Annotated in this window: 11 protein-coding genes and 1 other annotated feature; of the genes, 8 read left to right on the plus strand and 3 right to left on the minus strand. The window is 61.6% G+C overall.

Features of this window, described 5'->3' with window-relative positions; all coding sequences use genetic code 11:
• The first annotated feature begins 340 nt into the window (after positions 1 to 340).
• Positions 341 to 685, plus strand: coding sequence for a hypothetical protein (locus tag EXY20_RS12435; RefSeq protein ID WP_135551403.1), 345 nt, complete (start codon positions 341 to 343; stop codon positions 683 to 685).
• Here EXY20_RS12435 and EXY20_RS12440 read toward each other — a convergent pair.
• Both EXY20_RS12440 and EXY20_RS12445 read right to left on the minus strand, forming a co-directional pair.
• Positions 682 to 3,213 (minus strand): S-layer homology domain-containing protein, encoded by a 2,532-nt coding sequence (locus tag EXY20_RS12440; protein ID WP_167859197.1) that lies wholly within the window; start codon positions 3,211 to 3,213, stop codon positions 682 to 684. The genes EXY20_RS12435 and EXY20_RS12440 overlap by 4 nt on opposite strands.
• Before the next feature lie 133 nt (positions 3,214 to 3,346).
• Positions 3,347 to 4,156, minus strand: a complete 810-nt coding sequence (locus EXY20_RS12445) for a carbon-nitrogen family hydrolase (RefSeq protein ID WP_135551407.1) — start codon at positions 4,154 to 4,156, stop codon at positions 3,347 to 3,349.
• A gap of 174 nt (positions 4,157 to 4,330) precedes the next feature.
• Between EXY20_RS12445 and EXY20_RS12450 the strand changes: the two genes are divergently transcribed.
• Complete coding sequence (locus EXY20_RS12450; RefSeq protein WP_135551951.1) at positions 4,331 to 5,533, plus strand: pyridoxal phosphate-dependent aminotransferase; 1,203 nt, start codon at positions 4,331 to 4,333, stop codon at positions 5,531 to 5,533.
• A 344-nt stretch (positions 5,534 to 5,877) separates the two neighbouring features.
• On the opposite strand, the gene EXY20_RS12455 is transcribed toward EXY20_RS12450, so the two are convergent.
• Entirely contained in the window at positions 5,878 to 6,261 is a 384-nt protein-coding gene (locus EXY20_RS12455) for a hypothetical protein (RefSeq protein WP_135551409.1), read from the minus strand.
• Positions 6,262 to 6,437: 176 nt separating this feature from the next.
• Positions 6,438 to 6,649, plus strand: a binding site (T-box leader).
• 103 nt (positions 6,650 to 6,752) lie between these two features.
• On the opposite strand from EXY20_RS12455, the gene proB reads away from it, so the two are divergent.
• The 6 genes from proB to mtnB all read left to right on the plus strand — a co-directional run bounded on the left by proB (position 6,753) and on the right by mtnB (position 12,698).
• Positions 6,753 to 7,856: a glutamate 5-kinase gene (gene proB / locus EXY20_RS12460; RefSeq protein WP_135551411.1), complete on the plus strand. Its 1,104-nt coding sequence runs from the start codon at positions 6,753 to 6,755 to the stop codon at positions 7,854 to 7,856.
• Positions 7,857 to 7,927: 71 nt separating this feature from the next.
• The gene (locus tag EXY20_RS12465) at positions 7,928 to 9,175 is read left to right on the plus strand and encodes a glutamate-5-semialdehyde dehydrogenase (RefSeq protein ID WP_135551413.1); all 1,248 of its coding nucleotides are present in this window, start codon (positions 7,928 to 7,930) and stop codon (positions 9,173 to 9,175) included.
• A gap of 17 nt (positions 9,176 to 9,192) precedes the next feature.
• Positions 9,193 to 10,077: a pyrroline-5-carboxylate reductase gene (proC, locus tag EXY20_RS12470; RefSeq protein ID WP_135551415.1), complete on the plus strand. Its 885-nt coding sequence runs from the start codon at positions 9,193 to 9,195 to the stop codon at positions 10,075 to 10,077.
• Complete coding sequence (locus EXY20_RS12475; protein ID WP_135551417.1) at positions 10,074 to 11,348, plus strand: 2,3-diketo-5-methylthiopentyl-1-phosphate enolase; 1,275 nt, start codon at positions 10,074 to 10,076, stop codon at positions 11,346 to 11,348. The genes proC and EXY20_RS12475 overlap by 4 nt, the downstream gene beginning before the upstream one ends.
• The gene (locus EXY20_RS12480) at positions 11,345 to 12,052 is read left to right on the plus strand and encodes a 2-hydroxy-3-keto-5-methylthiopentenyl-1-phosphate phosphatase (RefSeq protein WP_135551419.1); all 708 of its coding nucleotides are present in this window, start codon (positions 11,345 to 11,347) and stop codon (positions 12,050 to 12,052) included. The genes EXY20_RS12475 and EXY20_RS12480 overlap by 4 nt, the downstream gene beginning before the upstream one ends.
• Before the next feature lie 4 nt (positions 12,053 to 12,056).
• On the plus strand, positions 12,057 to 12,698 hold the full coding sequence (gene mtnB / locus EXY20_RS12485) for a methylthioribulose 1-phosphate dehydratase (RefSeq protein WP_135551421.1): 642 nt from the start codon (positions 12,057 to 12,059) through the stop codon (positions 12,696 to 12,698).
• The last annotated feature ends 93 nt before the right edge of the window (positions 12,699 to 12,791 follow it).

Raw genomic sequence — 12,791 nt, forward strand, 5'->3', positions numbered from 1 at the left:
TTTGATTACAATCGCACTCGCATCCATTCGTCAATTGGTTACCTCACCCCGCATTTATGCGAAAAAAGGTACTACGAGCAACAGCAGATCGCTTAAATTGTGTGTCTACTTTCTTGACAAAGGTACATAGCGCATGTTGCATGCGCTGCAGCGTCCGTCGCTGCCCCTCGCGGCGCGTTTAGCGCATATTTCATGCGCTGAAGCGGCACCGGATACCAATCATCATTGGAGTTGTCGTTTATAGCCATCAAGCATCCCCCTAGGGCAGGGTTAACCTTGTTCCGATCGCAGCGTTCTCCAATCACGGTGAGGCGAATAGCCGCGAGCGAGGAGTGATTCCATGACGTATCGAGCCCGTTCAGGCATCGCCGCCGCGGCTGCGGCGACATTGGGCGTCCTTGCACTTACCGGCGTGTTCCTGTACGCCAATCCTTACGGCGACACAAGTGCCGATACGAAACAGATCGTGCTGCTGACTTTGGCGCTGCCGAATGTGCTTTCGCTGGTTGCGTGCCTGATGCGCCCCGGCAAGCTCATGTTCGTGCTGTATGCGTTGTCGCTGCCGGCGGGACTTTACCTTGGCCTGGCCGCATTGCCGGGTTTGTGGAACTTGTTCCTCCCGCTGCTGATTATCCAATTGACCGCGTATACGGCCGTGCGCAAGCGCATGCGAGCGACCCCTTAGCGGGCCGACCGCACCTTTCCGTACGCCGACTCCGTTTCGGCATCCTGCCGGTGCAGCACCCGCCAAATCAGCGTTGCCGCCTGGGCGCGCGACGCGGCCGCTTGCGGCAGCAGGATGCCGTCGGCCATACCTTCGAGATAACCGTAACCGACGCCGTACGCCATCGCTTCCATCGCCCAGCCGTCGATGTCCCCGGCATCGCGGAACGCCAAAGCGGACACCTCCGCCTTCGCTCCCGTCTCCGCCTCTGGCTGCAAGCCGCTGCCGTGCAGCCAACGATACAGCATCGTCATCATTTCCTCGCGGCTGACGCTGGCATCGGGACGAAAGTTGCCGTCGCCGTCCCCTTCCACAAGCCCCCGCTTCTGCGCTTCGCGCACGTAAGACGCGTACCAGGCGTCCGCGGGCACATCGGCGAACGATGCCGGCTCCCCGCCCGCACCGGCGGCTGCGACAGCTGTCGGCGCCGCTGCATCCGTAAACGCCGCCAACGGCGGAAGACCGATGGCTCGCAAGGCAGGCAAACGCAACGTCGGAAACGGCAAACCGAATAACGTCGGTTTGACCGGGGAGAACGTCGCTTTAATTGCCGCCGGCTTCGGAAGCGTTGCCGGCCGGGAAGCCGGTTCGGCCGCTGCCGGCGACGTTCCCGGAAGCCGGACGAGCAGCTTGACCAGCTCGGCGCGCGTAATCGCCAAATCCGGCTGGAAGCGGAAATCTTCGTCTCCTTCGACCCAGCCTCCCGCCGCCAGCCATTCCAAATAAGGCCGACTCCAGTGATGCGTGACGTCGACGAACGCGGCGCTTCCCGCGGCGCTGTCCGGCCGAAGCGCACGCACGAACACGTCCGCCGCCCCGTTGCCGTCGCCGGTAACAATGCCCGGCTGTCGCGAGACGAACGCAATCGTTTGCCCGTCGCCGCTGACCGCAGCCGGCCCGTCGTCATCGCCGCTCGGCTTGTCTTCGTACGTCCGGCTGACGAGCGTCGCCCTGCCGCTTGCGAAGTCATACCGATACGTGCCGCCGACGCCGTGATGATTGCCCGAAAACACGATCGCGTCTCCGTCGCCGCTCCAGCGCCACGTCGCTGTGTTCGGAGCAAGCTGGTACCCTTGCTCGAACGTGACGATCAGTTCGCTGAGCGCGCCGGCGTCGCGATCGTACAAATAGCCGCGGCCGCCGCTGGCCAGCACGATGCGCCGGCCGTCGCCGCTGACGATCGGATCGACGACATCCGGCGCGTCGGCCGTAATGCGTTCGACAGAGCGCGAAAGCCGGTTGTAGACGAACAGGTCGGCGGAATTCGACCTTTTGTCCGGATCCAGATTGCGCGCCACCGAAACAAAAGCGACAACACCGCCGTCGGCGCTGATCGACGGGCTCCAGCTGGCGCCATCGCCCTTGATCCCGCTGCCCGCGCTGGCCAGCGTCAAGCTGCGATCGGCAACGCCGTACAAATAAACGTCGGTCGCCATATCGCGATCGTTCGGCACCAAGTCGTCCGCCCAACTCGTAAAGGCGACATAGCGGCCGTCCGCGCTGATGACCGGCGCAATGCTGGCCGATTGGCTTTCGCGGCCGGAAGCCGGGTCCACGCTGATGCGCCGCAGCTCCGTTTCGCCGCTTTCGTCGAATACGCCGTTGGCGTCGGCGTCGCGATCGTACAGGAACACGTCGTCCACGCCGTTGTTGTCGCCGTCGGTTAAATTCATCGCCGATTGAAACGCAATGTAACGACCGTCCCGGCTAATGCGCGGCGATCCGCTGTTCGCCGACGCCAAGCCGCCGGCCGGCGGCCGGCTGATCCATAGCAGCTCATCCTTTCTTCGATCGTACAGGAATACCTTGACGAAGTCGCCTTCCGCTCCGGGCATCAGCGCGGCGGCCGACGTAAACGCGACATACCGGCCGTCGCCGGACATATCCAGCTCGGGCAGCGGCTTTACCGCGGCATCCTTCGTTTCCGCCGCCTCTACTTTGCCTCCATCGGCGGAGGCGCCGATTCGCGTGACGCTCACGCCCTGCGGCATCAGAAACGTGCCCGCAACCGAAACGGACTCTCGTCCGTTCGAATCGGCCGCAGCGACTTTCACTTCGTACGTGCTGCCATTCGTCAGCCCGGTCAACTCCGCCTGCTGATCGCCCGGCTTCGCGGCGAGCCACCCTTTGAAAACCGTCGCGCCCGATTGACGCCAATAAATATGCACCCCGGCGAAAGCCGGGTCTTGCGGATCGCGCCAGCGCACCGTCGCTTTGCCGAGCGCGGGCGTCAGCTGCACGTCCGTGACGCGTCCGACGGTTGCGGGAGCCGCCGCTTGGGCGGCAACAGGAGTCGGCATGTCCGTTTCCTGCACGGATGCCGCTTCAACCGCAGCCACGGTTGCTTCGGCGGACAAGCTCGCCGCCGTCAGCGAGCGCTCGTTCCCTGACACATATGGTTTATTGTCGGCAACTGCCGAAACGGTTCCTTCAATTAACAGCAACACAAAGACGAATAACATCCAGCGCCGCAACTTAAGGCGAAACATAACATCCCTCCTGCAAAAGATGGATACTATTTGTATCATCTTAGCAGAAGGGACGTGCGATTGATGTTACAATTTGGCGCGAAACCTTGTCGAATACGAATAATTTTTTGTGTCCATGACGCCGGCTGACGATTTATGCATGATTGCCGTACAAAGGCGGACGCCGATCCTCGAATACCGGTATGGTCCGGCGCACGCGATCGACCGTCTCCAGCGAAATGTCGGCGGTTACCACCGTTTCTTCCTCCCCGCCTTCGGCGACAATTTCTCCCCATGGGTCGATAATCAGCGAATGGCCGAAGAAGCTTGTCGAACCGCTTGCACCGACGCGGTTGCATGCGACCACGTACATCTGGTTTTCGATAGCTCGCGCCGTCAGCAGCGTCCGCCAATGGTGCAGACGCGGATGCGGCCACTCCGCCGGCACGATCAGCAGCTTGGCGCCGTCCAGCGCCAGCTTGCGGGCCAACTCGGGAAACCGAATGTCGTAGCAAATCATCATGCCGGCCGGTATGCCGTCGATCGACAGCGTGCCGAGCTTGTCTCCCGCCGTCAGATGCTTCTCCTCATCCATCAGGCGGAACAGATGAATTTTCGAGTAATCGGCCGTCGCCAGTCCGCTCCGGTCGAACGCGTAAATCGTGTTGCGCACTTCCGTGCCGCGCCGTTCGGCAACCGACCCGGCGATCGCGTGGATGCCGGTACGCCGACACCAGTCGCCGATGAACGCTTTCGTCCGCTCCCCGTCCGGGTCGGCCAATGCTTGAATACGATCGAGGGCGTATCCGGTGTTCCACATTTCCGGCAGGACGACGACGTCGGGCCGCACTTCGGCCGAAGCCAGCCGCTCCAATTGTTCCTGCACGCGCGCAAAATTGCGCTCCGGCTCGCCAATGGCGATATCCATTTGCACCAAACTGATGCGCAGCGACGATTGAGTCATGGGAATTGCTCCTTCGCAGGTTTTCTTCATCCTACCCGAAAGCCGCGTTTGCCGCAATATGTGTTATTCCAATAGCCCTAAATTACGAGCGGCAAACTCGGCTATACAAAATCGCCCCCGTCATGTTACATTAATGAACAAAATGAATCGAACCCGCCGTGGAGTGTGAACATGATGAACCGATCCAATCCGGCCGACACCAAGCCGTTTCGTATCGTACCGGCGCAGCGTATGGATTCGCTGCCCAAGCAGTTTTTTGCCAGCCTCGTCCAGAAAGCAACCCGCCGCGCCGCGGACGGGCATGACGTTATCAATCTCGGTCAAGGCAATCCGGATATGCCAACGCCGGCCCATATCGTGCGCAAGCTGCAGGAAGCGGCAACCAATCCGCTGTATCACAAATACCCGCCGTTCAGCGGATTCCGGTTTCTGAAGGAGGCCGTGGCGAGGCGCTACCTCGAAGATTACGGCGTCACGCTTGACCCGGATACGGAGGTCGCGGTCCTGTTCGGCGGCAAAACCGGTCTGGTCGAAATCAGCCAATGCCTGCTGAATGCCGGCGACGTCTGCCTCGTGCCCGATCCCGGCTACCCCGACTACTGGTCCGGCGTTGCGCTGGCCGGCGCCCGCATGTCGTTTATGCCGCTGCGCGAAGCGAACGGCTTCCTGCCCGATTACAGTGCCATACCGGCAGCCGATCTGGCGCAGGCGAAGCTGATGTTCATCAACTACCCGAATAACCCGACCGGAGCCTGCGCGCCGGAGTCGTTCTACCGCGATACGATCGCTTTCGCCGCCAAACACGGAATCGTGGTCGCCAGCGATTTTGCTTACGGGGCCATCGGCTACGACGGCAAAGCCCCGGTCAGCTTCCTCGCCCAGCCGGGCGCCAAGGAAGTCGGCGTCGAGTTCTATACCTTGTCCAAAAGCTACAACATGGCCGGTTGGCGCGTCGGCTTTGCGATCGGCAATGCCGAGATCGTGCGGCTGATCAACCTGATCCAGGACCATTATTATTGCAGCTTGTTCGGCGGCATCCAGGAAGCGGCGGCGGAAGCGCTGAGCGGGCCGCAAGATTGCGTGCGTGAGCTGTGCGCCGCTTATGCGGGCAGACGAGACGCGCTGTACGCCGCGCTGGCCGACATCGGCTGGCGGGCGGCGCCGCCGCAAGGGTCGTTCTTCTGCTGGCTGCCGGTGCCGCAAGGGCATACGTCCACGTCGCTTGCCGACCTGCTGCTGCAGGAAGCGAACATCGTCGTGGCGCCAGGCATCGGCTTCGGCGAACACGGCGAAGGCTACGTGCGGCTCGGCCTGCTCGCGCCGGAAGAGCGGCTCCGCGAAACAGCGGCGCGCATCGGCAAGCTGGGGCTGTTCTAGCGGTTCAGGGCAATCGCTTACGAATGGTTACGATTCACCGTCACCCTGCTCCTGAGACACGATTCCATGAAATAGCGGAAAGAAGGTTCCGCAATTGCCCAAAGTTGGCTGTTGAGCACCGGATAGCGGAAAGAGGTTCCGTTATAACGCCATCGTTACCAGTTGTGCGCCGAATAGCGGAAGGTGATTCCGCTATTGCTCCAAAGTTGCTGTTGATCACCGAATAGCGGAGGGAGATTCCGTTATATCGCCATCGTTACCTGTTTAACTCCGAATAGCGGAAGGAGGTTCCGTTATTCCTCCAACGTTGGCCTTCCAACACGCCTTAGCGGAAGTTGGTTCCGCTATTGCTCCAAGGTGTCTTTGAGGCCCGGGACTAAGGCTGGCTGTGAATCGTAACGATACATTTTCAGGAAGCTGGAGGACGTGTTCAGCTTCACGCAGGTCATGTCCAGCGTCTCGTGCAGGGTGTTTTCAATCCTCCGGTGACTGCGGCGTACCTGCAAGAGTGGCTCGGCGGTTGTCCCTTTCACTGGGAATGAAATAGCTGGTTTCAACCGATGGGGCTCCCGTTGTCCCGCGGCTTGCAACGGCGCTTTCGCTTGGGGAGCACTTCGTGTTCCCTGTAATCCGCCATGTCTTCTCGCATCGTTTTTATCGTTGACTTGCAGGACATAGTCGGCCCCTTGTTCGACGATCGTGGCTGCAATCTCTTTTTGAGTGCGCATCGCATCAATCGTTACTATCCAACTTTTGAGATTGGGCAGGTGCTTTCATTGCTTGTTTGATCAACGGCAACTCCCCTTGTCTTTTTCCAGCTTGGGTTTACTTTCGTAAGCGATTGCCCTGTCTAGCCGTCCGCTTTCCTTTACAAACCGCAATCGCGATGATATTCTAAAAAGAAGATAACGTGTTGACGGGGAATAGTAGACAAGACGGTCGCGTCCAGAGAGTAAATTAACCGCTGCGATAATTTACCGCGAACCTTTGCCGAACCCGCCCCCGAACGGTCAGCGACGAGCTGAACGGCGCCCGCCGTTACCGGGTCCCGAGTCGGATGATCGAACCAATCATCAACTAAGGTGGTACCGCGGAAGTTTAACTTTCGTCCTTATTCGAGGGCGGAAGTTTTTTTGCGTCGCGTAACCCGTGCCGCCTGTCGAGGCTGCAAACGCCGCAAGCCGGCTTGACTTTATTGCAACTGAAAGGAAGACCCATCATGCGCCAACCGATCGTCGTCAAAATCGGCAGCAGCTCGCTTACCTCGGATGAGGGCGGGTTGAACCGAGACCAAATCCGTTTCTTCGCCGCCGAAATCGCCCGGCTTGCACGCGAAGCCGCTCCCGTGCTGCTCGTCACCTCAGGCGCCGTGGCCGCCGGCTTCCGCTCCATCGGCTACAAGGAGCGGCCGAAGACGCTGCACGAGAAGCAGGCGGCGGCAGCCGTCGGGCAGGCGCTGCTGATGCAGGCTTACCACGAAGCGTTTGCGGCGCATGGTCTGTCGGTCGCGCAAATTTTGCTGACGCGGCCCGATTTCGCCAACCGCAAACGCATGAACAACGCGCTGATGACGATTGAAGAGCTGCTGAAGCATAGCGTCGTCCCGATCATCAACGAAAACGATACCGTGTCGGTCGACGAGCTGAAGTTCGGCGACAACGATACCTTATCCGCACTCGTCGCCAATCTCGTCAAAGCGGAGCGGCTCGTCATCGTCACCGACACCGACGGCCTGTACACCGACGATCCGCGCCGCAACGCAGCCGCCGAACGGATCCCGCGCGTCGGCTCGATCGGCGAAGAACTGTTCCGCATGGCGGGGGGCGCCGGATCTTCGGTCGGCACCGGCGGCATGCGCTCCAAGGTGGAAGCGGCCCGCATCGCCACCCGCGGCGGCATCCCCGTCTTCGTCGGCCGAGTCAACGACAGCGGCGACTTGTTAGCCGCAGCGGCGGGCAGCGGCAAAGGCACCTATTTCGATACGCAGCAGGGCAACTTGCCGATGAAGAAACAATGGATCGGCTTCCATTCCCAGCCGGCCGGCTTTATCGTCGTCGACGCCGGCGCCGAACAGGCGCTTGTCAGCGGCGGCAAAAGCTTGCTGCCCGCCGGCATCCGCGAAACGGACGGCGACTTCCATTCCGGCGACATTGTGGCGGTGCGCGGTCCGGCCGGCAACGAAATCGGCCGCGGCGTCGTCAACTACGCCTCGTGGCAAATCCGCGCGGTAGCCGGACTGACGACCGATGAAGTGCGCAAGCGCATCGACGTGCCGCGCATCGAAGTGATTCACCGCGACGAATGGATGACGCGGACGCCTTGACGCTTTGACATCTTGACGCAATCGGCCGCCAACCGCTGCACCCGACAATCCCAATGCGAGGAGGCACTCCCATGAGTGAAGTAAAAACGAAAGCGCTCGCCGCCAAACAATCGACAACCGCGCTCGCCCGCGCCACAACGGCGCAGAAGAACGAAGCGCTGCAGCTGATGGCGGACGCGCTCGTGCGCGAGCAGCAATCGATCATCGCCGCCAATGGCGACGATATCGCCCGCGGCGAAGCCGGCGGCATGACGAAATCGCTGCTCGACCGGCTGAAGCTGGACGCCGGCCGCATCGCCGGCATTGCCGAAGGCTTGCGGCAAATCGTGGCGCTGCCCGATCCGATCGGCGACGAGCTGGAGGCATACGAACGGCCGAACGGCCTGCACATTAGCAAAAAACGCGTGCCGCTCGGGCTGATCGGCATCATCTACGAAGCCCGGCCGAACGTGACCGTCGACGCCGCCGGGCTGTGCCTGAAATCCGGAAATGCCGCCCTGCTGCGCGGCGGCAAAGATGCGCTGTCGACGAACACGCGCATTGTGGAAGTGCTTCAATCGGCGCTTGCCGCCTCGGCGCTGCCGCCTGACGCGATTCAGCTTGTCGCCAGCGCCGACCGGTCCTCGGTCGACGAAATGCTCCGGCTGAACGGTTTGCTCGACGTCGTCATTCCGCGCGGCGGCGCCGCGCTCATCCGCAACGTCGTCGAGAATGCCACCGTGCCGGTGATCGAAACCGGCGCCGGCATTTGCCATACGTTCATCGACGCCGGCGCCGATCCGGACATGGCGCTGCGCATCGCCGTCAACGCCAAAGTGCAGCGGCCATCCGTCTGCAACTCGATGGAAACGCTGCTCGTGCACCGCGCTTTTGCCGACGAACACTTGCCGGCGTTTGCGGCCCGCTTCCGCGAAGCGAATGTCGAGCTGCGCGGCGACGCGGCGACGCGCGAACGTGTTGCCGACGTGCGCGAAGCGACGGAAGCCGATTATGCGACGGAGTACAACGACTACATCTTGAATCTGAAAATCGTCGACACGATCGACGAGGCGCTTGCCCACATCGCCCGTTACGGCACGATGCATTCCGAATGCATCGTCACCGAAAACGCGGACAACGCGGCAAAGTTTTTGCAGGATGTCGACGCGGCGGCTGTCTACCACAACGCTTCCACCCGCTTCACCGACGGCTTCGAATTCGGCTTCGGCGCGGAAATCGGCATCAGCACGCAAAAGCTGCACGCGCGTGGGCCGATGGGCTTGCCGGCGCTGACATCGACCAAATATATCGTGCAAGGCGCAGGGCAAATTCGCGCCTGATAAAGGAGAGTGACCCGATGGCGACGCATTCGCTTGCTTCGCGGCAAATTGTTTTTCTCGGCGCCGGATCGATGGCCGAAGCGATCATCCGCGGTCTGGTCGCGGGCCGGATTGCCCCCGCCGACCATATAACCGCCGTTAACCGCAGCAACGCTCAGCGGCTCTCCGAGTTGCGGGAACGGTACGGCATTCGCACAACGACCGACGACGAAAAGGAGACGGCCGTGCGCGCCGCCGACATCGTGGTGCTGGCGATGAAACCGAAGGACGCCGCGCAAGCGCTGCTCGACCTGCGCGGTTTGCTGCGGCGGGAACAACTGCTGGTGTCGGTCATCGCCGGCATGCCGATCGCCACGATCGACGCGCTCGTCTCCACCGGCATGACTGTCGTGCGTACGATGCCGAACACATCAAGCACGATCGGACTCGGCGCAACAGGCATCAGCTTCTCCGCCGGCGCAAGCGCCGAACAGTGCGAGCTTGGTTTGGCGTTGTTCGCCGGCACGGGCATCGTCGCCACGGTCGATGAACCGCTGCTCGATGTCGTCACCAGCGTGTCGGGCAGCGGCCCGGCTTATTTTTACTATATAATGGAAGCGATGATCGCCGCCGGCGTGGCCGGCGGATTAACGCCGGAGGACGCGCGCACATTAACCGTACAAACGGCGCTTGGCGCAGCGACCATGGTGCAAACGACCGGCGAAGCTCCGGCCGAGCTGCGGCGCAAGGTGACATCGCCGAACGGCACGACGCAAGCCGCGCTCGAAACGCTCGAAGCCGCCGGCGTCGGCGCGGCGTTCGGCGCCGCGATGCGCCGCTGCGCCGAACGCGCCGGCGAGCTCGGCGCGGCCATTGGCGCCGATGCTAAACGGCTGTCGCAAAGCAAAGGAGCGACCGAATGAACGGATATTGTATCGCCACGTATCGCGTCTTCGACGAAAAAGCCGATTTTCACAAAAAAGCGCTTGGCATCGCCGTTGGCCTGACGGTCGGAAGTTGGACCGACCTGCCGGCTGCCAAACAAGCCGCAATGGAGCCGCATCTCGGCCTCGTCGTCAGCGTCGAAGCGCATGAGCCGGGAGCATCCGGTGAACGGTATGCCGACATCCGCATCGCCTACCCCGACATCAATTTCAGCGGCGACATTCCCGCCTTGCTCGTCACCGTCTTCGGCAAACTGTCGATGGACGGCCGCGTCAAGCTGCTCGACCTTCACTTCTCGCCGCGCTTTCTGGCGAACTTCGCCGGTCCGAAGTTCGGCCTGCAAGGCGTTCGCGAGCTGGTCGGCGTACACGACCGGCCGCTGCTGATGAGCATCTTCAAGTCGGTCATCGGCCACGACTTGCCGGCGCTGCGCGAGCAATTTTTGCAGCAGGCGCTCGGCGGTGTCGACTTGATCAAGGACGATGAAATCTTGTTCGAAAATCCGCTGACACCGATCGAGAAGCGGGTGGAAGCTTGTATGTTCGCAGCGGCGGAAGCGCAGCGGGAAACCGGGCAGAAGCTGCTATATGCGGTCAACGTCACCGGTCCGGCCGCAAAGCTGGCCGACCAGGCGAAGCGCGCCATCGGCGCGGGAGCCAATGCCTTGCTGTTTAATGTGCTAGCTTACGGCTTCGACACGCTGCGCGAGCTTGCCGCCGATGAGGACATCACGGTGCCGATCATGGCGCACCCGGCGATGGCCGGTGCGTTGTACCCGTCGCCGCATTACGGCATCGCCGCTTCCGTGCTGCTCGGCAAGCTGATGCGGCTCGCCGGCGCCGATATCGTGCTTTTCCCATCGCCATATGGTTCGGTTGTCATGCCGCGCGAAGACAACATGGCGATCCGCCGCGCGCTGGTCACGACCGACTGGGCGGCCGACTACGTGTCGCCGCCCGTTGCGGGCGCTGCCGCCGATCCGGCGCCGCTGACGTTTAAGCCGAGCTTCCCGGTGCCGTCGGCCGGCATCCATCCCGGCCTCGTGCCGCTGATCGTGCGCGACTTCGGCCAGGACACGATCGTCAACGCCGGCGGCGGCGTTCACGGCCACCCTCAAGGCGCCGCAGCCGGCGGACGGGCGTTCCGCGAAGCGATCGAAGCGGCTTGCCGGGCGATTCCGCTGCGCGACTACGCCGCCGGCCGGCCGGCGCTGCAAGCGGCCATCGACATCTGGGGGGTGCGGGAATGACCGGCGGCAACACGAGCGATACAAACCTCATCCGCGGCAAACAGCCGGTCATTTTTTGCGATTTTGACGGCACCATTACCGAAAACGACAATATTATCGCGATCATGAAGCATTTTCGCCCGGACGGGTGGGAAACGATCGTTGCCGACATTATCGCCCAGCGCATCACGATCCAGCATGGCGTCGGCCAACTGTTTGCGCTGCTGCCCACATCCCGGCGAGAGGAAATCGTCGCATTCGCACTGGACAACATGCGGATTCGCGCCGGATTCGCGGAACTGCTCCAGCTGTGCCGCGAGCGCGGCATTCGTTTCCTCGTGACGAGCGGCGGCATCGACTTTTTCGTGCAGCCGACGCTGGCGCCGTTTGCGATCGAATCCGGCGACATTTACTGCAACGGCAGCGACTTCGGCGGCGAATCGATCCTTATTACGTGGCCGCATGCTTGTGACGAAGCATGTGCCGGGGGCGGCTGCGGCATGTGCAAAACGCGCATCATCCGCCGCTTCCCGCAGAACCGGTACACGCGCATTCTGATCGGCGACAGCGTCACCGACTTCGAAGGCGCGAAGCTGGCCGACCTTATCTTTGCCCGCTCGCATCTGATCGACAAGTGTGCCGAGCTGGGCATGCCCTACGTCCCGTTCGAAACGTTCCATACCGTAGCCGACACCTTGGCGCGGATGTTGAAGGAGGAACCGTAATCCCATGACTCCCACCATTACGCTGGAACAAAAACAACGCGCTTACGCCGACCTGTCGGAAGTGAAAGCGAACCTTGCCGCACGCGGCTGGTTCCCTGGGACAAGCGGCAACCTGTCGCAACGCGTCGGCGACCTTGCTGACGGCCGTTTCGCCTTTGCGATTACCGCCAGCGGCAAGGACAAGGCGGCAAGCACGCCGGAAGATTTCCTGCTCGTGAACGAAGCCGGCGAACCGATCGAACAGACCCGGCTCAAGCCTTCCGCCGAAACCAAAATCCATTGCGAAATTTACCGGCTGACCGGCTGCGGCGCCGTTTTCCACGTGCATACGGTTTGGAACAACGTCGTCAGCGAACTGTACGCCAGCCGTGGCTCCATCCCAATCGAAGGCGTCGAACTGATCAAAGCATTCAACATTTGGGAAGAGGATGCGGCGATAGAGGTGCCGATTTTGCCCAACTATGCGGACATTCCCCGCATCGCCGAGCTGGTCGCAGGGGCGATCGTGCCGCGCATTCCCGGCATCGTGCTGCGCAAACACGGCATCTACGCTTGGGGAGCCAACGCGTTCGAAGCGAGGAAACATTTGGAGGCGTTCGAATTTTTGTTCGAATATGTGTATCGGATGGCGCTGCTCTCCAAGTAGAGCGCGTCTTTTTTTTGTCGAGGGCGGACGGGGTATGTAACGAAATCTATCCTCATGTGTTATACTGATGGATATCCTGCCTCAGGAGAGTCG

It is taken from the genome of Paenibacillus cymbidii (assembly GCF_004764705.1).
GTDB lineage: Bacteria > Bacillota > Bacilli > Paenibacillales > NBRC-103111 > Paenibacillus_AN > Paenibacillus_AN cymbidii.